Source organism: Streptococcus infantis (assembly GCF_047463315.1).
Lineage (GTDB): Bacteria > Bacillota > Bacilli > Lactobacillales > Streptococcaceae > Streptococcus > Streptococcus infantis_AB.
Genome location: NZ_JASHEB010000001.1, coordinates 195,417 through 217,718, shown reverse-complemented (window position 1 = coordinate 217,718; position 22,302 = coordinate 195,417). Strand labels below are relative to the sequence as shown.

The following is a 22,302-nucleotide window of genomic DNA, read 5'->3' as shown; positions in this document are numbered from 1 at the left end:
TTTTTGCATCAGAAAAACTCCCCACGAATAGTGAGGAGTTCATTTTTTAGAATTAAACGATACCTTGGGCAATCATAGCATTTGCTACGTTTTCAAAGGCTGCAATATTTGCACCTGCAAGGTAGTCAGTACCAAGACCGTATGTTTCTGCAGTTGTTTTAGCTGTGTTGAAGATGTTAGTCATAATATCTTTCAAGCGTCCGTCAACTTCTTCACGTGTCCATGAAAGGCGAAGGCTGTTTTGGCTCATTTCAAGCGCAGATACAGCTACACCACCAGCATTGGCAGCTTTAGCAGGTCCGTAAAGGATTCCATTTTCTTTGTAGACTTTGATAGCTTCAAGGTCGCTAGGCATGTTAGCACCTTCAGACACACAGATAACACCTTGAGCAACCAAGCGTTTCGCAGCTTCACCGTTGATCTCGTTTTGAGTCGCACATGGAAGAGCGATATCGTAGTTACCAGTGTAAGTCCATACAGAACCTTCATAATAAGTAGCAGTAGGTTTTTCTGCAGCGTACTCAGTTAAACGAGCACGACGGTTGTTTTTAACATCTGACAAAAGGTCGAAGTCGATACCATTTTCATCAATGACATAACCATTTGAGTCAGATACAGAAATAACTGTAGCACCAAGTTCAGTTGCTTTTTGAAGGGCAAACTGAGCAACGTTACCAGAACCAGAAATAACCACTTTCTTACCTGCAAAACTGTTTCCGTTTGCCTTGAGCATTTCTTCAGTGTAGTAAACCAATCCATAACCAGTTGCTTCCGGACGGATCAAGCTACCACCAAATCCAAGCGGTTTACCAGTCAAGACACCAGCATCAAATTGGTTAAGGCGTTTGTATTGTCCGTAAAGGTAACCAATCTCACGTCCACCGACACCGATATCACCAGCAGGTACGTCAAGAGAAGGTCCGATGTATTTTTGCAATTCAGTCATGAAGCTTTGGCAGAAGCGCATCACTTCAGCATCAGTTTTGCCTTTAGGATCGAAGTCGGATCCACCTTTACCTCCACCGATTGGAAGTCCAGTCAAAACGTTTTTAAAGATTTGTTCGAAGCCGAGGAATTTCAAGATCCCTTGGTTTACAGTTGGATGGAAACGAAGTCCGCCTTTATATGGTCCAACAGCAGAGTTAAATTGAACACGGTAACCACGGTTAACTTGAACTTTTCCATCACGATCAACCCAAGGAACACGGAAAGAAATTACGCGCTCTGGCTCAGTGATACGTGCCAAGATATTTTCTTCAATATACTCAGGGTGTTTTTCAAAGACAGGCTCCAAAGTGCTGAAGAATTCTTCAACCGCCTGGAGAAATTCAGCCTCATGCCCGTTACGAGCTTTTACAGTTTCAAACACGCTTTGGATATATTCTTTAGCAGATGTCATATCGTTCTCCTTTTTTGTTGTCATATTTTATTACATGAGACATTATAGCAGAAAAATTTTTCAGTGTAAAGGAAAAAACATAAATTTTCTAAAAATTCTTTCAATTTGGAAAAGCTAGTTTTATTAGTTGAATTAGAAACCTTTTTATAGGGTTAGTTTTATTAAAAGGCTCCTGCTAAAGTATGGTATAATAGTAGAGATATAAAGGAATCTGGAGGAATAGAATCATGGTATCAACTAAAACGCAGATTGCTGGTTTTGAGTTTGACAATTGCTTGATGAATGCGGCAGGTGTTGCTTGCATGACGATAGAAGAGTTGGAAGGTGTCAAAAATTCAGCAGCAGGAACCTTTGTCACTAAGACTGCAACCTTGGAATTTCGTCAGGGAAATCCTGAACCACGCTATCAAGATGTTCCACTTGGTTCTATTAACTCTATGGGGTTGCCAAATAATGGTTTAGACTATTACTTGAACTACCTTTTGGAATTGCAAGAAAAGGAACCAAATCGTACCTTCTTCCTATCTTTAGTTGGAATGTCTCCAGAGGAAACTCATACCATCTTAAAAAAAGTGCAAGAAAGTGATTTTCGTGGTTTAACCGAACTCAATCTCTCCTGCCCAAATGTTCCAGGTAAACCTCAGATTGCCTATGATTTTGAAACAACAGACCGTATCTTGTCAGAAGTCTTTGCCTACTTTACAAAACCTCTTGGGATTAAGCTTCCACCTTATTTTGATATTGTACATTTTGATCAAGCGGCAGCTATTTTTAACAAATACCCACTCAAATTCGTCAACTGTGTCAACTCTATTGGAAATGGTCTTTATATAGAAGACGAGTCTGTCGTGATTCGTCCAAAGAATGGCTTTGGTGGAATTGGTGGAGAATACATTAAACCAACTGCACTTGCCAATGTCCATGCCTTTTATCAACGCTTAAATCCTCAAATTCAAATCATCGGAACTGGTGGAGTATTAACAGGGCGTGATGCTTTTGAACATATCTTATGTGGTGCTAGCATGGTGCAGGTAGGAACTACTCTTCATAAAGAAGGAGTAGGTGCTTTTGAGCGTATTACCAAGGAACTCAAAGAAATTATGGCGCAAAAAGGTTATCAAAGCCTAGAGGATTTCCGTGGTAAATTACATTATATTGATTAAACTGAAGCTATACTATAAAGAAAGGAGAATAGATGCTAGCCATAGAAGAAAGCCGAAAGCTATCCCTATCAAATTTACCTAGTTTGACCCTGTTTACAGGGGCTGATCAAGGACAGTACGACATTATGAAAACTCAGGTTCTAAAGCAAATCGGCTACGATCCTGCAGATTTGAATTTTGCTTATTTTGACATGAAAGAAGTAGACTACAAAAGCTTGGAGCTAGAGTTGGTCAGTCTTCCTTTCTTTGCGGATGAAAAAATTGTTATTTTAGATCATTTTGTCGATATAACGACAGCTAAAAAACGCTATCTAACTGATGATGAGCTTAAGTCTTTTGAAGACTATCTGGAAAATCCTTTACCTTCAAGTAAACTAGTCATTTTTGCTGAAGGAAAGCTGGATAGTAAGAGACGTTTGGTCAAATTGCTCAAGCGCGATGCGAAGGTTTTTGAAGCCATCGAGCCAAAAGAGCAAGAAATACGAGCTTATTTTCAAAAGTGGGCTCAGGAATTAGGACTTACCTTTGCTGGAAAATCCTTCGAACAGTTGCTTATCAAATCAGGTTTTCAATTCAGTGAAATTCAAAAAAATCTACTCTTCCTACAGGCCTACAAGGATAATGGTGTCATTACAGAAGAAGACATTGTTGAAGCCATACCAAAGACTTTGCAGGATAATATCTTTGATTTAACCCAATTGATTTTAGGGAAGAAAATCGATCAGGCACGTGATTTAGTCAAGGACTTGACCTTACAGGGAGAAGATGAGATTAAACTGATTGCCATAATGCTGGGGCAGTTCAGACTCTATACACAGGTTAAAATTTTGCAAGAGTCTGGTCAGACAGAATCTCAGATGGTCAGCAGTTTAGGTCACTATCTTGGTCGCAATCCGAATCCCTATCAAATCAAATTTGCCCTTCGTGACACGCGAGGATTGTCCCTGAATTTCCTACAAGATTCTATTCGTTATCTCATCCAAGCAGATTACCAAATTAAGACTGGTGTTTACGAAAAAGGGTACTTGTTTGAGAAAGTTTTATTGCAGATTGCGAGCCAGTCAAATTGAGCAAATAACTTGAAAAAAAAGGTTGTTTGCGTTATCATTTTTATATAGAAAGAAAAAGAGGTATTACAGATGGCTATTATCTTACCAGATCTTCCATACGCTTACGACGCCTTGGAACCATATATTGATGCTGAAACAATGCATTTACACCATGACAAACATCACCAAGCATATGTAAATAACGCAAATGCAGCTCTTGAAAAACACCCTGAAATCGGTGAAGATCTTGAAGCATTGCTTGCAGATGTTGAATCTATCCCTGCAGATATTCGTCAAGCTCTTATCAATAATGGTGGTGGCCACTTGAACCATGCTCTTTTCTGGGAATTGATGACCCCTGAAAAGACAGCTCCTTCAGCAGAACTTGCAGCAGCAATTGATGCAACATTTGGTTCATTCGAAGAATTCCAAGCAGCATTTACTGCAGCAGCAACTACTCGTTTCGGTTCTGGATGGGCATGGTTGGTTGTTAACAAAGAAGGTAAACTTGAAGTGACTTCAACAGCAAACCAAGATACACCAATCTCAGAAGGTAAAAAACCAATCTTGGGCTTGGACGTTTGGGAACATGCCTACTACGTGAAATACCGCAACGTTCGTCCTGACTACATCAAAGCTTTCTTCTCAGTGATTAACTGGAATAAAGTAGACGAGCTTTACGCAGCAGCTAAATAATCGCATTTGATAACACCCCTTTTTAGTTGGATTTTGGGTCTAGCTTTAAAGGTGTTTTTTTGTTTGCCTTTTTTTAGAAGTAACTGTCTCATGATTTTCCTTTGTTGGATAGGCTTTATTTATGGTATAATGATAAGATAGAAAAAGAAGGAGAAATCATGAATATTCAACAATTACGCTACGTTGTTGCTATTGCAAATAGTGGTACTTTTCGTGAAGCGGCTGAGAAAATGTACGTTAGCCAACCCAGTCTATCTATTTCTGTAAGAGATCTGGAGAAAGAGCTAGGATTCAAGATTTTCCGCAGAACTAGTTCGGGTACCTTTCTTACTCGCCGTGGGATGGAATTTTATGAAAAGGCCCAAGAGTTAGTAAAAGGGTTTGATGTATTTCAAAATCAGTATGCTAATCCTGAAGAGGAGAAGGATGAGTTTTCAATAGCCAGCCAGCACTATGATTTCTTGCCACCAACCATTACAGCATTTTCACAACAATATCCTGAATATAAAAATTTCCGTATTTTTGAATCTACAACTGTTCAGATTTTGGATGAAGTAGCCCAAGGTCATAGTGAGATTGGGATTATTTACCTCAACAATCAAAACCAAAAGGGTATCATGCAACGGGTTGAAAAGTTAGGCCTTGAAGTGATTGAGTTGATTCCTTTCCAAACGCATATCTATCTTCGTGAAGGACACCCCTTAGCCAAGAAAAAAGAGTTGGTTATGGAGGATTTGGCAGATTTACCAACAGTTCGATTCACGCAAGAAAAGGATGAATATCTCTATTACTCAGAAAACTTTGTGGATACAAGTGCCAGCTCTCAGATGTTTAACGTAACAGACCGTGCTACTTTAAATGGAATTCTTGAAAGAACTAATGCTTATGCGACTGGTTCTGGATTCTTAGATAGCGATAGCGTTAACGGAATCACCGTTATTCCACTAAATGATAATCTCAATAATCGCATGGTTTATGTTAAACGTGAAGAAGTAGACTTGAGTCAAGCAGGGACTTTATTTGTAGAGGTCATGCAAGAGTATTTTGATCAGAAGAGGAAAGCATGAAAAAAAGAGGAATAGTAGCAGGAATTATAGCTGCCTTGATTGTATTGGATCAATTGGTAAAGGCTTATGTCGTTCAGAATATTGCTCTAGGTGAAGTTAAATCATGGATCCCAAATCTAGTTAGTTTAACCTATCTGCAAAATAGGGGTGCAGCTTTTTCTATGCTTCAAGATCAACAGTGGTTTTTTGCGGTGATTACTCTAGTAGTTATGGCAGGGGCTATCTGGTATTTGCACAAGCATATAGAAGATTCCGTCTGGACAGTCTTTGGATTGGTTCTGATTATTGCAGGTGGTCTGGGAAACTTCATTGATCGCATTAGCCAAGGATTTGTTGTGGATATGTTCCACTTGGACTTTATCAATTTTGCGATTTTCAATGTAGCTGATAGCTATCTGACAGTCGGAGTAGTTGTGTTATTGCTTGCAATGCTAAAAGAGGAAATGAATGGAAATTAAAATTGAAACCGGTGGGGTGCGCTTAGATAAGGCTTTGTCAGATTTGACAGAACTGTCTCGTAGTCTCGCCAATGAACAAATCAAGTCTGGACAGGTCTTGGTCAATGGTCAGGTAAAAAAAGCCAAGTACTCGGTTCAAGAAGGGGATGTTATCACTTATCAAGTTCCAGAACCAGAAGTTTTGGAGTATGTAGCTGAAGATATTCCTCTAGAAATCATTTATCAAGATGAGGATGTAGCAGTAGTCAATAAACGTCAAGGCATGGTTGTTCATCCAAGTGCTGGACATACGAGTGGTACCTTGGTTAACGCCCTTATGTACCACATCAAGGACCTATCAGGCATTAATGGTGTCTTGCGTCCAGGGATTGTCCATCGTATTGATAAGGATACTTCAGGTCTCTTGATGATTGCTAAAAACGATGAAGCGCACATCGCACTTGCTCAAGAATTGAAGGACAAGAAATCTCTTCGTAAGTATTGGGCCATCGTTCATGGCAATCTTCCAAATGACCGTGGCGTCATTGAAGCGCCAATCGGACGTAGTGAAAAAGACCGCAAGAAACAAGCAGTGACTGCAAAAGGGAAACCAGCAGTAACACGTTTTCAAGTCTTGGAACGCTTTGGTGATTATACCTTGCTGGAATTGCAACTGGAAACAGGACGTACTCACCAAATCCGTGTACACATGGCTTACATCGGTCATCCTGTCGCTGGGGATGAGGTCTATGGTCCTCGTAAAACTTTGAAAGGTCAGGGGCAATTTCTCCATGCTAAGACACTTGGTTTTACCCATCCAAGAACTGGTGAAAATATGGAATTTACTTCCGATATCCCAGCTATCTTTAAAGAGACTTTAGAGAAACTTCGAAATAACTAAAAAAGAGGCTGGGACAAAAGTCCTAGCCTCTCAATTTTCTTTGGATTGTCGAGCAAGACGCAGTGGTTGAGTGGGCTCTACTAGGCTGATTTCATCAGTTTTACAGTCCTACTCAACTGTGCGGAGGTGGGACGACGAAATCGAATTCTAACGAATGATCGATTTCTATCCACTCTCTTTTTTGCAAAATCCGATCGCAATTATCTTTTGGTTGTTTAAAGTGATACACAAAAAAAGACCGAACCAGTAGAGTTCAGTCGTTGTTCGATTTCTATTAAAGTGATGTTAGGAAAGTCAATCCACCTAGGATGACACCTGCCGAATTCGGAATAATCAAAATCCAGTCTTTTTTAGGTTCCTTTGTCCAACCATATATGACCCAAATCAAGCAAGATATAGCTGCTGACAAGGGTTGGAAAGGTTGGGCCTTGGTTCCCTGTAAATTAGCAATAATTTGTGGAATGTAAGCAATGAAAACGATAATACCAATAAAGGCACCGATCGAACCAACGATTTTGTTTATTTTTTGTTTATTCATCTATTTCTACCTCTCCCTTTTATTTACGTTTTTTCTTAGCTTTTTTCATTTTGTTGGCCATGCGTTTCATGGATTGCTTCATAGCAAATTCTCCGATTTTACCCTTGAGACCTCCACCAAACATCTGGCTCATATCAGGCATACCAGCTCCTCCAAAAGCAGACATATCCGGCATACCACCTTGTCCCATCATTCCTTCAAGGGCTGACATATCCATGCCACCAGGCATATTTTTAGGAAGGTTGTTAGGGTTGATGCCCATTTGTTTCATCATCTTGTTCATGTCACCAGACATGACACCTTGCATGAGTTGTTTGGCTTGGTTAAAGTCTTTGATGAATTTATTTACTTCGATGAAGGTATTGCCAGAACCAGCTGCGATACGACGACGGCGGCTTGGAGTGAGCAAATCTGGATTTTCACGTTCTTCAGGAGTCATAGATGAGACGATGGCACGTTTGCGAGCGATTTGTTTTTCATCCACCTTCATATTTTGAAGGGCAGGATTATTGGCCATACCAGGAATCATCTTGAGCAAATCTTCCATTGGCCCCATATTTTGTACCTGATCCAGCTGATCGATGAAATCATTGAAATCAAAGGTATTTTCCCGCATCTTTTCAGCCATTTCAAGGGCTTTTTGCTCATCGTATTCTTGGGAAGCTTTCTCAATCAGAGTCAGCATATCTCCCATACCGAGAATACGGCTGGCCATACGATCTGGGTGGAAGGTTTCAATGTCAGTAATCTTTTCACCAGTACCAGTGAATTTGATTGGTTTACCAGTTATGTGACGAACAGAAAGGGCAGCACCACCACGAGTGTCCCCATCAATCTTAGTAAGGATAACACCAGTAACTTCTAATTGTGCGTTAAATTCACGTGCAACGTTAGCAGCTTCCTGACCAATCATAGCATCGATGACCAAGAGAATCTCATTTGGTTGAGCTAGAGCTTTAACATCACGGAGCTCATTCATGAGAAGTTCATCGATTTGTAAACGACCGGCTGTATCAATCAAGACATAGTCGTTGTGGTTGGCTTTGGCTTGTTCCAAACCTTGGCGAACAATCTCAACTGCAGGAACTTCAGTCCCAAGTGCAAAGACAGGAACATCAATCTGTTGTCCCAATGTTTTGAGCTGGTCAATAGCAGCAGGACGATAGATGTCAGCTGCAATCATCAAAGGACGAGCATCCTCTTCCTTTTTGAGTTTGTTAGCGAGCTTTCCTGCGAAGGTTGTTTTACCAGCCCCTTGCAAACCTACCATCATGATAATAGTTGGGATTTTTGGAGACTTGATAATCTCAGCTGTATCAGAACCAAGAACTTCCGTCAACTCTTCATTGACAATCTTGATGATTTGTTGGGCTGGATTGAGGGTATCAATGACTTCATGCCCGACCGCACGTTCACGAATTTTTTTGATAAAATCCTTAACTACAGGCAAAGCAACGTCGGCTTCTAAAAGAGCTAGACGAATTTCCTTGGTTGCTTCTTGGATATCACTCTCTGTGATTTTTCCTTTTTTACGTAGATTTTTAAAGACGTTCTGCAAACGTTCTGTTAAATTTTCAAATGCCATGTTTTTCTCCTATTTTTTCAATTCAGTGGAAATCGTCCGAAATGTTGCAAACACTCTAGTTCTTCGGGTGTGACTTCTTTCATGATTTCATTTGAATATCCCCAACAGCTAAAACCTATTTGCATAGCTTTGGAGATATCATTGGGCGAGATAATCTGTAGTCGACTAGGAAATGGTTCCTCTGCGGCTAATAGTTTGCAAGGTATTCCTTGATAAATAACTAGACTGTCCATGATTACTCCCGATTGTCAATACTTGTTAAAATCTCAATTTGCTCTTGGAGAAAAGTATCTTCTGGATAGCGCTCTAAAATCTGATCAAAAATCTGACTGCGGACAATGTAGTCAGAGTACATATGAAGCTTCATCTCATAGTCTTCCAGTATCTTTTCTGTACGTTTGATATTATCATAAACAGCCTGACGACTGACACCGAACTCTTCTGCAATTTCAGCTAAACTATAGTCGTCTGCATAGTAGAGCTCGATATAGTTCATCTGCTTATCAGTCAAAAGAGCTGCATAAAATTCAAACAGAGCATTCATTCGATTGGTTTTTTCAATTTCCATAAGATTTATTATACCAAAAAATAGCCTGAACTGCTAGTAATGGATTGATTTTAAACACAAGTCAGAAAAAGGACTTTTAACGGTTATTTTCTGACTATGAATCCTTTTTTTGGTATAATGGAGTGTATTATAATGTTTTAGAAAGAGGTTCTTATGAAAGAATTAGAAACCGTGTTAGAGCAACGTTTTGAGCTTGTTTTTTCAGATAAACAATTACTTGAAACAGCTTTTACTCACACTAGTTATGCAAACGAGCACCGCCTCTTAAAAATTTCACACAATGAACGCTTGGAATTTTTAGGAGACGCTGTTCTGCAATTATTGATTTCAGAATATCTGTACAAGAAATATCCTAAAAAACCAGAAGGTGATCTATCTAAACTCCGTGCTATGATTGTACGTGAGGAGAGTTTGGCTGGTTTTGCCCGTGATTGCCAGTTTGACCAGTTTATCAAACTAGGTAAGGGAGAGGAAAAATCTGGAGGCCGTAATCGAGATACCATCTTGGGAGATGCTTTCGAAGCCTTTTTGGGTGCCCTGCTTTTAGATAAGGAACTACTTACGGTAAAAGAGTTTATCTACCAAGTCATGATTCCAAAGGTTGAGGCCGGTGATTTTGAGATGATTAAAGACTACAAGACTCACCTCCAAGAATTACTCCAAGTCAATGGTGATGTTGATATTCGTTATCAGGTGATTTCGGAAAATGGACCTGCCCATGATAAGATGTTTGAGGTTGAAGTCCTTGTAGAGGGTCAAAGTTTAGGTAGGGGTCAAGGACGATCTAAAAAATTGGCCGAACAAGAAGCCGCTAAAAATGCAGTTGAGGAAGGACTGGATTCATGTATTTAAAAGAAATTGAGATTCAGGGGTTTAAGTCCTTTGCTGATAAGACCAAGGTTGTTTTTGACCAGGGAGTTACAGCAGTTGTAGGACCTAATGGTTCTGGAAAATCTAACATCACAGAAAGTTTACGCTGGGCTCTTGGGGAATCAAGTGTCAAAAGTCTTCGTGGTGGCAAGATGCCTGATGTTATCTTTGCAGGAACAGAAAGTAGAAAGCCATTAAACTATGCTTCTGTAGTCGTTACTCTAGATAATCAGGACGGTTTCATCAAGGATGCAGGACAGGAAATCAAGGTGGAGCGTCATATCTATCGTACTGGGGATAGTGAATACAAGATTGATGGGAAAAAAGTCCGTCTTCGTGATATTCATGATCTTTTCTTAGATACCGGACTTGGGCGCGACTCCTTCTCCATTATTTCCCAAGGGAAGGTCGAAGAAATCTTTAACTCTAAACCTGAGGAACGCCGTGCTATTTTTGAAGAAGCAGCTGGAGTTTTAAAATATAAAACTCGTCGTAAAGAGACGGAAAGTAAACTGCAACAAACTCAAGACAATTTAGACCGCTTGGAAGATATCATCTATGAGTTAGACAATCAAATCAAGCCCTTAGAAAAGCAAGCAGCAACAGCTCGTAAATTCATGGACTTGGACGGTCAGCGTAAAGCCATTTACTTAGATGTTTTAGTTGCACAAATTCAAGCCAATAAGGCAGAATTGGATCTAACAGAAGAAGAATTAAACCAAGTCCAAGAACTGTTGACTAGTTATTATCAAAAGCGCGAGTCACTAGAACTTGAAAATCAATCTCTCAAGAAGCAGAGACAAGATTTACAAGCAGAGATGGCTAAAGATCAAACTAGTTTGATGGATTTGACTGCTCTAATCAGTGATTTGGAACGGAAATTGGCCTTGTCTAAACTAGAGACAGAGCAGGTTGCTCTCAATCAACAAGAGGCTCAAGCTCGTTTAGCTAGTTTGGATGAAAAGAGAAATGCTCTTATTCAAGAGAAGGAAGAAAAAGAAGCAAATCTCAGTCAGTTAGAAGCAAATCTAGCAGTCAATACCAAGGAGCTCAATTGTTTAGAAGCTGAGTTAGCAGCATTTTCTGATGATCCAGATCAGATGATTGAGCAACTGCGTGAGCGCTTTGTTGCTTTCTTGCAGGAAGAAGCGGATGTCTCTAACCAGTTGACACGGATTGAAAATGATCTTGAAAATAGTCGCCAACAGACTCAAAAGCAAGAAGAACAATTGAAGTCCTTGAAGGAACAATTAGCTTCTGCCAAGTCAAAGGCCACAGAGCAAGAGACTGCCCTAAAATCAGCAAAAGAAAAAGTACAGACCTTGCTTGCCGACTATCAGACGAATGCTAAACAGGAAGAAGAACAAAAACAGGCTTATCAAAGTCAGCAAAATCAACTTTTTGACCGCCTAGATAGTTTGAAAAACAAACAGGCCAAGGCGCAAAGTCTGGAAAACATTCTTAAAAATCATAGTAATTTCTATGTGGGTGTTAAGAGTGTTCTACAAGAAAAAAATCGCTTGGGTGGTATTGTCGGAGCGGTCAGTGAACATTTAATCTTTGATGTTCGTTATCAGACAGCTCTTGAAATTGCCCTCGGGGCAAGTAGCCAACATATCATCGTTGAAGATGAACAGGCAGCTACCAAAGCTATTGATTTCCTTAAGCGAAACCGAGCTGGTCGTGCGACTTTCCTACCTTTGACAACTATTAAGGCTCGTAGCATTTCAGATCAGAATCAAGATGTGATTGCTGCAAGTCCAGGTTTTCTTGGAATGGCAGATGAATTGGTTACTTTTGATGCCAAGCATGAATCAATATTTAAAAACTTGCTAGCAACCACAGCAATCTTTGATACGGTAGAGCATGCGCGTGATGCAGCTCGTAAGGTACGTTATCAGGTTCGGATGGTAACCCTCGATGGTACAGAATTGCGAACAGGTGGTTCTTATGCTGGTGGTGCCAATCGTCAAAATAACAGTATTTTCATCAAGCCTGAATTAGAACAGTTACAAAAAGAAATTGCTCAAGAAGAAAAGCTTCTTCGTCAAGAGGAAGAAAATCTGAAGTCAGTTCAAGTAGCCTTGAATGAACTTAGTCAAACTTTGGAAACTATTAAGTCTCAAGGAGAGCAAGCTCGAATAGAGGAGCAGGGCTTATATCTGGCTTATCAACAAACTTGCCAACAAGTCGAAGAACTCGAAACGCTTTTAGAACTTCAGGAAAAAGAATTAAACAATCTCAGAGGTGGAGATTGGCAAGCTGAAAAAGAAAAATGCCAAGAACGTCTCTCAATCATCGCAACTGAAAAGCAAAAGCTGGAGTCTGAGATTGAAGAAATCAAGTCCAATAAAAATGCTATTCAGGAACGCTACCAAAACTTGCAGGATAAACTTTCCCAAGAACGTCTGCTCAAAACAGAAATGATAGGGCGAAAACGTTACGAAGTTGCAGATATTGAACGGATTAACAAAGAGCTTGAATACCTTGATATGGAGCAAGATGAAATCGAACGCCTCCTCCAAGAAAAGGTAGACAATCTTGAAAAGGTTGATACAGAACTTTTGGCCAAGCAGGAAGCAGAAGCCAAGAGTCAGAAGGAAGAAATTCAACAAGGACTTATTCGTAAGCAGTTTGAACTGGATGATATTGAAGGTCAATTGGATGATATTGCTAGTCATTTAGAACAAGCTCGTCAGCAAAATGAAGAATGGATTCGTAAGCAAACACGTGCAGAAGCAACCAAAGAGAAGATTACGGACCGCCTTCACTATCTTCAAGTTCAACTGACTGAAGAATACCAGATTAGTTATACAGAAGCTTTAGAACAAGCCAATCTAATAGAAGATTTGGCTGTCGCTGAACAAGAGGTCAAGGATTTAGAAAAATCTATCCGTTCACTTGGTCCAGTCAATCTGGATGCCATTGAACAGTTTGACGAAGTTCACGAACGCTTGGAATTCTTAAATAGTCAGCGTGATGACATTCTTTCTGCCAAAAATCTTCTTCTTGAAACCATTACAGAGATGAACGATGAAGTGAAGGAACGATTTAAATCAACCTTTGAAGCTATTCGTGAATCCTTCAAAGTGACCTTCAAGCAGATGTTTGGTGGTGGTCAAGCGGACCTAATCCTTACCGAGGGAGATTTATTGACAGCAGGTGTCGAAATCTCTGTGCAACCACCAGGTAAGAAAATCCAATCTCTCAACCTTATGAGTGGTGGAGAGAAAGCCTTGTCAGCTTTGGCTCTGCTTTTCTCAATCATTCGTGTCAAGACCATTCCATTTGTTATTTTGGATGAAGTAGAGGCTGCACTCGATGAAGCTAACGTTAAACGCTTTGGAGATTATCTTAACCGATTTGACAAGGATAGCCAGTTTATCGTTGTTACCCACCGTAAGGGAACTATGGCAGCTGCAGACTCTATTTATGGGGTAACCATGCAAGAATCTGGTGTTTCTAAGATTGTCTCTGTTAAACTAAAAGATTTAGAAGATATGGATGCTTAGTTTGTTTTCAATATAACATTTCAAACTAGAGCATGGAGAATGACCTTCAAGAAGTCAGAAAGGTTACAAAAATAAATTGAGGAGCTTATATGGATTTTGACCTATTCCTAATGATTTGTAATTATATTGGGACTATAGCCTTTGCGGCGTCAGGAGCCATCAAAGGATTTGGTAAACGTTTAGATATTTTTGGAATTAGTTTATTGGCAATTGTAACAGCAGTAGGTGGGGGTATTTTAAGAGATTCTATTATCAGTCGTTTTCCCTCCGCTCTCGCAGATCCTGGACCGATTTATGTCTCTATTCTAGTAGCTATTATTATGTATGCCTTTGTGACATCAAAACAAGCCAATGCTAGTCAAGAAAAAAAATTCTATAAGTGGCTGAGAGAAGCTTATCTTATCTTTGATTCGATTGGCTTAATCATCTTTTCCTTGATTGGAGCTACCGCCTTGGCAGATAGTAAGTTGAATTTAATGTCTGCAGGTATTTTGGCATGTTTAACAGGTGCTGGCGGAGGTATCATCCGAGATCTCTTGATTAATGAAGTCCCAAGTGTTCTAAAAGAGGACATCTATGCCCTTCTATCTTTTGTAATTGGCGTTATTTATTACTGGTTGGCCTTTGTCCTTCACTTTCCAAGAATCACTGCTTTTATCATTCTCTCAATTGTCGGTTTTGTGATTCGACTCTGTATTATTAAGTTTAAGCTCTCTTTGCCAAATATGGATAAAAAGACTTGGAATTGATTGATGGTAGGAAAGTTCAATCACTCGATTGATAAATATTTTATAAATTACAAGTTTAATCAAGCGTCTAATCTCGTATGGATTAGGCGCTGTTTTATTTTTGCAAATACGGGAAATATTTGATGAAATTAATATTTTTTGGTATTATATCTAAAATTTTAAATAAGATAGGAGCTACAATGAGTAATTTAAAGAATTCAGTCGATTTTATTAAAGAAATAGAGAAGTTAAAGTCAGTAACCAGATTTAATAGAACCCTTGACGGAAGATTTGAAAATAGTGCCGAGCATTCTTGGCAAGGTGCTATAGCTGCTATAGTTCTTCAAGATTATTATCCTGAAAAGTTAAAAATAGAAAAAGTTATTTCTATGTTATTGATTCATGATTTAGGTGAGATTTATGCCGGAGATACTTGGGTTTTTGATGATGAAAAAAAGATTCATTCTCATGATAGAGAGTTAGAATCTATAGAAAAAACAATGAGCCTCCTTCCAGAAGAGAAATATTTGAATATGAAAAATTTGTGGTTGGAATTTGAAAAAGGACAGAGTGCTGAAGCAAGATATGCAAGAGTAATCGATGCATTGGTACCACTGATAAATCACTTAGAGGTGTCACAATTAAATTATAACCCTGATAATATCAGTGCAGACATGGTATTAGAAAAGAAAAAGTTTATAAAAAGTGAATCAGAAGAATTATGGAAACTAACGGAAGATTTGATTCAGGAAAGTGTGGAGAGGGGCTTATATTTTTAATAACGACTGGCTCTATAGATAGATTTATAGAATACAAGGACGTGTCAATCCTGCACGTCTTTTTTACTTTTTCTATGGTATAATAGAAGATAGATTTATAACTGGAGAAGAGAAAGATTTATGATTAAACTAGTCGCAACTGATATGGACGGGACTTTTTTGGATGAAGCTGGCCAATTTGATATGGAGCGCTTAAAAAAGCTTCTCCATTCTTATAAAGAAAAAGGGATTTACTTTGCTGTAGCTTCTGGCCGCGGTCTTTTGTCGCTTGAAAAACATTTTGCGGATGTCAAAGATGAGATTATTTTCATTGCTGAAAATGGGAGTCTGGTTCGTTTTCATGGACAAGACCTCTATGAAGCGACCATGCCTAGAGATTTTTACTTATCAACATTTGAAAAGCTAAAGACTTCACCTTATTTCGATGAGAAGAAGATGCTCTTGACTGGTAAGAAAGCTTGTTATGTTTTAGATACTGTAGATGAAACCTATCTCATGTTTAGTCATCATTACAATGAGAATATTCAAAAAGTAGCCAAACTTGAAGATATCACCGATGAAATTTTCAAATTCACAACTAACTTTACAGAAGAGACAGTAGAAGCTGGCGAAGCTTGGGTCAATGAACATGTTCCTGGTGTTAAGGCAATGACGACAGGGTTTGAATCTATCGACATTGTCCTTGATTATGTGGACAAGGGAGTTGCGATTGTCGAATTAGCTAAGAAGTTAAATCTGGATATGGACCAAGTGATGGCCTTTGGTGACAATCTCAATGACCTTCACATGATGCAGGTTGTAGGGCACCCAGTCGCGCCTGAAAATGCTCGCCCAGAGATTTTGGAACTTGCCGAAACAGTTATCGGTCACCATAAGGACCAATCAGTTATCGCTTATATGGAGGGGTTATAATGGCAGATATTAAATTAATTGCCCTAGACTTGGATGGAACCTTGCTGACGACAGACAAGAAATTGACTGATCGTACCAAGGCAACTTTAAAGGCTGCGCGTGAACAAGGGGTCAAGGTAGTCCTAACAACTGGACGTCCTCTCAAGGCTATGGATTTCTTTCTTAAAGAGCTTGGAACAGATGGTCACGATGACGAATATACTATCACATTCAACGGTGGATTGGTTCAGAAAAATACAGGTGAGATTCTTGATAAGACAGTCTTTTCAATTGATGATGTGACACGTATTTATGAAGAAACTGAAAAATTAGAAATCCCCTTAGATGCAATTTCAGAAGGAATAGTTTACCAAATTCAGTCTGACCAAGAAAGTTTATATGCTCAGTTTAACCCGGCTCTAACTTTTATTCCAACTGCTTTTGAAGATTTGTCTAGTCAGGTAACATACAATAAATGTGTGACTGCCTTTCCTCAGGAACCTTTGGATGCGGCTATTCAAAAGATTTCACCAGAATTATACGACAAATATGAAATTTTTAAATCACGTGAACTCTTGCTAGAATGGTCACCAAAGAATGTTCATAAGGCGACAGGATTATCTAAACTAATTGAACACCTGGGAATTGACCGAAGTCAAGTCATGGCTTGCGGAGATGAGGCTAATGACCTTTCGATGATTGAGTGGGCCGGTCTCGGTGTCGCTATGCAAAATGCTGTGCCAGCAGTTAAGGCTGTGGCAAATGTGGTAACACCAATGACTAATGACGAAGAAGCTGTCGCCTGGGCAATTGAAAAATATGTATTGAAGGAGAACTAAAGAATGGGATTATTTGACCGTTTATTTGGAAAAATAGAAGAACCTAAAATTGAAGAAGTTGTCAAAGAAGCTCTAGAAAACATTGATTTATCGGATGATAGCCAGCAAACTGAGACGTTAGAATCTGAAAATATCGAAGTAAAAGAGCAAGATGGGACTATCGTAGCCGAAGAAAATGATGAAGACTTATCTGAAGCAGATGTTGACGAAGAAACTATTGTCGAATCAGTTGACGGAGTGAAGGTTTCTCAAGAAGAGTTAAGTCAAGTCCAAGAGGCTGATAGTCCTCAAGAGGAATCGACTCATGTTGAAGAGATTCCTTCAAATGATAGTGACGACGAAGAAATTGTTCAGCCTCAATCAGACGAAACGGGAGCAGACACTTCTGAAGAAGTGGAAGAAGATCTAGCAATCGAAGAAACTCCTCAAGTCCAAGAAACTGAACAAGAAAAATATGACCGTAGTCTTAAGAAAACGCGTACTGGATTCGGTGCCCGTTTGAATGCTTTCTTTGCAAATTTCCGCTCTGTAGATGAAGATTTCTTTGAGGAACTAGAAGAGCTACTTATCATGAGTGACGTTGGTGTGCAGGTGGCTTCGAATCTTACGGAAGAATTGCGTTATGAAGCCAAGCTAGAAAATGCTAAGAAACCTGAAGCCCTTCGTCGTGTTATCATCGAAAAATTGGTGGAGTTGTATGAGAAGGATGGCAACTACAACGAAAGCATTAATTTTCAAGATGGTTTGACTGTCATGCTCTTTGTAGGTGTTAATGGTGTCGGAAAGACAACATCAATCGGTAAATTAGCTAATCGATACAAACAAGCTGGTAAAAAGGTTATGCTTGTTGCTGCTGATACCTTCCGTGCGGGTGCGGTTGCTCAGTTAGCAGAATGGGGGCGTCGTGTAGATGTTCCTGTCATTACTGGCCCTGAGAAGGCAGATCCAGCCAGTGTTGTATTTGATGGGATGGAACGAGCAGTAGCAGAAGGCATTGATATTCTCATGATTGATACAGCAGGCCGTCTGCAAAACAAAGAAAACTTAATGGCAGAATTGGAAAAGATTGGTCGTATCATCAAACGCGTGGTGCCAGAAGCACCTCATGAAACCTTCCTAGCTCTTGATGCGTCAACTGGGCAAAACGCTCTTGTACAAGCTAAAGAATTCTCAAAAATTACTCCTGTTACAGGGATTGTCTTAACCAAGATTGATGGAACGGCTCGAGGTGGGGTTGTTCTTGCTATCCGTGAGGAACTCAATATCCCTGTTAAGCTAATTGGTTTTGGTGAAAAAATCGATGATATCGGTGAGTTTAACTCTGAAAACTTTATGAAGGGTCTTTTAGAAGGTCTACTATAAAAAAGAAAATCCTGCAAGAATTCTTGCAGGATTGTTTTTGATTATTCTAAACGACCATCGTTACGATAGGCGATATCAGGTTGCCATGTCCATTTGGCACCGTATTTTTCAAGGAGATCAAAACTAGCCTGAGGTCCCATGCTACCAGCCTTGTAGTCATGAAGTGGAGCACCGTTTTCAGCCCAAAGCTTTTCAATACGGTCAATCAATTTCCATGATGCACTCACTTCATCCCAGTGGCTAAAGTTAGTTGAGTTATTGTTCAAAACATCATAGATTAGTTTTTCATATGGGTCTGGTGAAGCACCTGTTGCAGTCGCATCTGTTCGATAGTCAAGCGAGTTTGGCGCAAGACTAAACTCTTCGCCCACCTTCTTACCGTTAAGGCTAAGAGAGAATCCTTCCGTCGGTTGGATGTAGATGGTAAGCACATTCGGTGCTAGTGGTTCTCCAAAGATTGAATCCATTTGTTTGAAGACGATGTTTACGTGTGTTCCTTTTTCAGTTAGGCGTTTACCTGTACGGAAGAAGAAAGGTACATCACGGAAGCGATCGGTATCTACAAAGAAGGCACCTGAAGCGAAGGTTTCTGTCATTGATTCTGGGTTGACATTTGGTTCGCTACGGTATGAAATATACTTCATACCATCAACTTTACCAGAACGATATTGACCACGGATGAAGTGTTCTTTAAGTTCCTCATCTGTAGGGTGGTAAAGGTTCTTGAAGACCTTGATTTTCTCTGCGCGAATGTCATCCTTTGTAAAGCTAGCAGGCTTGTCCATAGCCAAGAGTGATAGAAGCTGAAGTGTGTGGTTTTGAACCATATCACGAAGGGCGCCAGACTCATCATAGTAGCCACCACGCTCTTCAACACCTAGACGTTCTGCAAAGGTAATTTGCACATTATCGATGTGCTCACGATTCCAAACATTTTCAAAGATCATATTGGCAAAACGAATGGCAAATATGCTTTGAATCATTTCCTTACCAAGATAGTGGTCGATACGATAGATTTGCTCTTCGTTAAAAGTAGCTAGAAGCTCTTCGTTTAGTTTGCTTGCAGTTTCATAATCTGTACCGAAAGGTTTCTCAACTATCAAACGTTCAAAGCCCTTACCGTCAACGATTTGCTCAGACTTGAGGTGTTTGGCGATGGTACCGAAGAATTGTGGTGCCATTGAGAGGAAGAAGAGCTTGTTGTGTTCAGTTTGATATTTTTCGTTTAACTCAGCCTGAAGCTTACGTAATTCGATATAGTGCTCAGTGTCATTAACATCGTGACTTTGATAGTAAAAATGACTAGCAAAAGCTTGAGCCTCTTCTGCGCTATCTGCCAAATCTAAAATAGATTCGACAACAACAGATTCGAAATATTCCTTACTCCAAGGTCTACGAGCAGTTCCAATAACAGCAAAATGATCAGAAAGATTACCTGATTTATAAAGTCTAAAAAGTGAAGGGTAGAGCTTGCGTTTAGCCAAATCTCCACTAGCACCAAAAATTGTAACAATAACTTTAGATGACATCCAGCTACCTAATTTCTATTTACTTTCCTAGATATCCTAGGCATGAGGAATTCCCATTTTCATACCCTTTATTTTATCATAATTTTCTAAAAAATCCAAAAATCCAATACAAGTAAGAAAAAAACTGCAAGGCAAACCTTGTAGTTTTTTTAAGCGTTGAGGACCTTGTCCAAAAATTCTTTAAGACGAGGGTGTTGTGGGTTGTCAAAGATTTGATCAGGTGTACCATCTTCTAGGAATTCACCGTCGGCAGTAAAGATAACTCGATTGGCAACCTTACGGGCAAATCCCATTTCGTGGGTTACGATGATCATAGTCATGCCTTGTTCAGCCAATTCCTTCATAACATTCAGAACGTCGCCGACCATCTCAGGGTCAAGGGCAGAAGTTGGTTCGTCAAAGAGCATGATATCTGGATTCATAGCCAAACCGCGAGCGATAGCCACACGTTGTTTTTGACCACCGGATAGACTTTCAGGATTGGCATTGGCCTTGTCAGCAAGCCCAACTTTTTCGAGGAGTTCCATACCCAATTTTTCAGCTTCAGCCTTAGTCATTAACTTGTGTTCTACAGGAGCAAAAGTGATATTTTCCAAGACAGTCATATGTGGAAAGAGATTGAAGTGCTGGAACACCATTCCTACATTTTCACGAACATGGTCCACGTTGGTTGCTTTATCCGTCAAATCATAACCATTAACAGTAATATGACCTTTTGTACCTTCCTCAAGGAGATTCAAGCTACGCAAGAAAGTTGACTTACCTGAACCAGAAGGACCGATGATACAAACAACATCACCTTCGTAGAATTTTACAGAGATTCCTTTTAGAACCTTGTTTTTCCCATATTGTTTATGTAAATTATCGACATCAATTTTTAATTTTGCCATTATTGAATCCTCTTTTCTAAGCGTTTCGCTAATCTAGTTAGAAGAGTGATAATCACAAGGTAGAAGACTGCGAGAATTGCATACATTTTGAAACTTTGGTAGTTACGAGCAATGATAATCTTACCAGTTTGGAAGAGTTCTACCAAACCGATTGCAGATACGATCGTTGTATCTTTCAATGCGATAACAAATTGGTTGACGAAGTTTGGAAGCATGAGCTTGGTTGCTTGAGGCAAGACAATCTTACGCATGGTTTTTCCATATGAAATACCAAGACTTCGACTAGCTTCCATTTGTCCAACAGGAACGGCCTTAATACCACCACGAACGATTTCAGCGATGTAAGCTGCTGAGTTTAGGGAGAGGGCAATTGTACCAGCGACAAAGTCGTTGATTGGACTTTGTTGACCTGTGAGGGATTCGATAAAGTTAGGAACTCCCCAGAAAATGAAGGCTGCGAGAATCATCAATGGAATACCACGGATAACGTCAACGAAAATCTCTGAAATCAAACGGAGTGATTTATAAGGGCTGACACTAAACATACCAAAGATTATACCGATGAAAATCGCAATTACAAATGAAATAAGTGCTAATGAGAGGGTAATTCCAAGTCCGCTGAGAAGTTGTTTGTAGTTGTTTTTCAACAAGCCCCAGATAGTTGTTTCATCAGCGGTTGAACTTGTAGTAGTAGAATCGCTAGCTAAATACTTATCAAGAATCTTTTGGAATTCTCCATTTGCCTTAAGGTTTGCAAGACCCTTGTTAAACTTCTCTAGCAATTCTGGATTGCTTCCTTTTTTTACTGCAAAAGCAGTTTCACCAATTGGTGTACCTGCGATTGGTGTTTTTAACTTTTGTCCTTGTCTGATAGAATATTTAATAACAGGTTCGTCGTCCATAACGGCATCAATTGAACCAGTGTTTAAGCTATCATACATAGATGCAGCATCAGAAAAAGTTTTGATCTTGTAACCGTACTTGCTTTGATTATCTGTTAGGAAGGTTTGTGAAGCAGTACCATTTTTCACACCTACAGTCTTACCGTTCAAATCCTCATAAGAAGAAATGGTACTTGATTCTTTCACACCGAGAATGGTGTTTGCTGTATAGTAAGAATCAGAGAAATCAAAAGTTTCTTTACGAGCATCCGTAACTGACATACCTGCAATGATACCGTCTGCTTGTCCAGATTGAACCGCATTGATAGCAGCATCAAAACCTGGATTGGTAATCTCGATTTCAAAACCTTGGTCTTCAGCGATTGCCTTGATTAGATCCATATCGATACCAGTGTATTGATTGCTTGAATCCTGGAAAACAAATGGCGCAAAAGATGAGTCACTGGCGATAACATACTTGTTTTTCTCGGTATCAGCTTTTACTAGTCCTAATGAAAAAATAGGAAATATAATAAGCAAACAAGCTAGAATTTTTTTCTTCATGTGATGTCTCCTTTCAGGGTATTTTCAAATTATAGCAAAAAAAATTGAATCCGG

21 protein-coding genes are annotated in these 22,302 nt (G+C 39.5%); 13 read left to right on the top strand and 8 right to left on the bottom strand.

The annotated features are described in order from the left end of the window. Window positions 1–52: 52 nt before the first annotated feature. Window positions 53–1,399: an NADP-specific glutamate dehydrogenase gene (gene gdhA, locus QM857_RS01145; RefSeq protein WP_036754601.1), complete on the bottom strand. Its 1,347-nt coding sequence runs from the start codon at window positions 1,397–1,399 to the stop codon at window positions 53–55. Between the two features lie 227 nt (window positions 1,400–1,626). Here gdhA and QM857_RS01140 point away from each other — a divergent pair, with 227 nt between their 5' ends. From QM857_RS01140 to QM857_RS01115, 6 genes are all read left to right on the top strand, one after another. Beyond that, a complete protein-coding gene (locus QM857_RS01140; RefSeq protein ID WP_414274783.1) occupies window positions 1,627–2,562 on the top strand; it encodes a dihydroorotate oxidase in 936 nt (311 codons plus the stop codon). A 32-nt stretch (window positions 2,563–2,594) separates the two neighbouring features. After that, entirely contained in the window at window positions 2,595–3,632 is a 1,038-nt protein-coding gene (holA, locus tag QM857_RS01135) for a DNA polymerase III subunit delta (RefSeq protein WP_414274782.1), read from the top strand. A gap of 69 nt (window positions 3,633–3,701) precedes the next feature. Beyond that, window positions 3,702–4,307, top strand: coding sequence for a superoxide dismutase SodA (sodA, locus tag QM857_RS01130; RefSeq protein ID WP_000974725.1), 606 nt, complete (start codon window positions 3,702–3,704; stop codon window positions 4,305–4,307). Window positions 4,308–4,465: 158 nt separating this feature from the next. After that, window positions 4,466–5,374 carry a LysR family transcriptional regulator gene (locus QM857_RS01125; RefSeq protein WP_070459568.1) on the top strand — a complete coding sequence of 303 codons (909 nt, stop codon included), beginning with the start codon at window positions 4,466–4,468 and terminating at the stop codon, window positions 5,372–5,374. After that, complete coding sequence (gene lspA, locus QM857_RS01120) at window positions 5,371–5,832, top strand: signal peptidase II (RefSeq protein ID WP_070459565.1); 462 nt, start codon at window positions 5,371–5,373, stop codon at window positions 5,830–5,832. The genes QM857_RS01125 and lspA overlap by 4 nt, the downstream gene beginning before the upstream one ends. Then, complete coding sequence (locus QM857_RS01115) at window positions 5,822–6,712, top strand: RluA family pseudouridine synthase (protein ID WP_414274781.1); 891 nt, start codon at window positions 5,822–5,824, stop codon at window positions 6,710–6,712. The genes lspA and QM857_RS01115 overlap by 11 nt, the downstream gene beginning before the upstream one ends. A 274-nt stretch (window positions 6,713–6,986) precedes the next feature. Here the strand turns inward: QM857_RS01115 and QM857_RS01110 are convergent, their stop codons facing one another. From QM857_RS01110 to QM857_RS01095, 4 genes are read right to left on the bottom strand one after another with little or no spacing between them, the layout of a single operon-like run. Beyond that, window positions 6,987–7,250, bottom strand: coding sequence for a SemiSWEET family transporter (locus tag QM857_RS01110; RefSeq protein ID WP_414274780.1), 264 nt, complete (start codon window positions 7,248–7,250; stop codon window positions 6,987–6,989). A 19-nt stretch (window positions 7,251–7,269) separates the two neighbouring features. Further along, the gene (gene ffh / locus QM857_RS01105; RefSeq protein ID WP_414274779.1) at window positions 7,270–8,835 is read right to left on the bottom strand and encodes a signal recognition particle protein; all 1,566 of its coding nucleotides are present in this window, start codon (window positions 8,833–8,835) and stop codon (window positions 7,270–7,272) included. Window positions 8,836–8,852: 17 nt separating this feature from the next. Beyond that, entirely contained in the window at window positions 8,853–9,068 is a 216-nt protein-coding gene (locus QM857_RS01100) for a 2-oxoglutarate:acceptor oxidoreductase (RefSeq protein WP_414274778.1), read from the bottom strand. Window positions 9,069–9,070: 2 nt separating this feature from the next. Next, window positions 9,071–9,403: a putative DNA-binding protein gene (locus tag QM857_RS01095; RefSeq protein ID WP_000402065.1), complete on the bottom strand. Its 333-nt coding sequence runs from the start codon at window positions 9,401–9,403 to the stop codon at window positions 9,071–9,073. 153 nt (window positions 9,404–9,556) lie between these two features. Between QM857_RS01095 and rnc the strand changes: the two genes are divergently transcribed. The 7 genes from rnc to ftsY all read left to right on the top strand — a co-directional run bounded on the left by rnc (window position 9,557) and on the right by ftsY (window position 18,384). Continuing rightward, entirely contained in the window at window positions 9,557–10,255 is a 699-nt protein-coding gene (gene rnc, locus QM857_RS01090; RefSeq protein ID WP_414274777.1) for a ribonuclease III, read from the top strand. Next, complete coding sequence (smc, locus tag QM857_RS01085; RefSeq protein ID WP_414274776.1) at window positions 10,246–13,785, top strand: chromosome segregation protein SMC; 3,540 nt, start codon at window positions 10,246–10,248, stop codon at window positions 13,783–13,785. The genes rnc and smc overlap by 10 nt, the downstream gene beginning before the upstream one ends. Before the next feature lie 89 nt (window positions 13,786–13,874). Next, window positions 13,875–14,534, top strand: coding sequence for a trimeric intracellular cation channel family protein (locus tag QM857_RS01080; protein ID WP_303405094.1), 660 nt, complete (start codon window positions 13,875–13,877; stop codon window positions 14,532–14,534). Between the two features lie 179 nt (window positions 14,535–14,713). Then, window positions 14,714–15,292, top strand: a complete 579-nt coding sequence (locus tag QM857_RS01075; protein ID WP_195184229.1) for an HD domain-containing protein — start codon at window positions 14,714–14,716, stop codon at window positions 15,290–15,292. 120 nt (window positions 15,293–15,412) lie between these two features. After that, entirely contained in the window at window positions 15,413–16,204 is a 792-nt protein-coding gene (locus QM857_RS01070; protein ID WP_414274775.1) for a Cof-type HAD-IIB family hydrolase, read from the top strand. Next, window positions 16,204–17,022: a Cof-type HAD-IIB family hydrolase gene (locus tag QM857_RS01065; protein ID WP_414274774.1), complete on the top strand. Its 819-nt coding sequence runs from the start codon at window positions 16,204–16,206 to the stop codon at window positions 17,020–17,022. Before QM857_RS01070 ends, QM857_RS01065 begins: the two co-directional genes overlap by 1 nt. Window positions 17,023–17,025: 3 nt before the next feature. Then, window positions 17,026–18,384 (top strand): signal recognition particle-docking protein FtsY, encoded by a 1,359-nt coding sequence (gene ftsY, locus QM857_RS01060; RefSeq protein WP_414274773.1) that lies wholly within the window; start codon window positions 17,026–17,028, stop codon window positions 18,382–18,384. A gap of 41 nt (window positions 18,385–18,425) precedes the next feature. On the opposite strand, the gene zwf is transcribed toward ftsY, so the two are convergent. The 3 genes from zwf to QM857_RS01045 form a co-directional block, all read right to left on the bottom strand. After that, window positions 18,426–19,913, bottom strand: coding sequence for a glucose-6-phosphate dehydrogenase (gene zwf, locus QM857_RS01055; protein WP_414274772.1), 1,488 nt, complete (start codon window positions 19,911–19,913; stop codon window positions 18,426–18,428). Between the two features lie 149 nt (window positions 19,914–20,062). Further along, complete coding sequence (locus QM857_RS01050; RefSeq protein WP_414272419.1) at window positions 20,063–20,803, bottom strand: amino acid ABC transporter ATP-binding protein; 741 nt, start codon at window positions 20,801–20,803, stop codon at window positions 20,063–20,065. Continuing rightward, complete coding sequence (locus QM857_RS01045) at window positions 20,803–22,248, bottom strand: amino acid ABC transporter substrate-binding protein/permease (RefSeq protein ID WP_414274771.1); 1,446 nt, start codon at window positions 22,246–22,248, stop codon at window positions 20,803–20,805. The genes QM857_RS01050 and QM857_RS01045 overlap by 1 nt, the downstream gene beginning before the upstream one ends. Window positions 22,249–22,302: the final 54 nt, after the last annotated feature.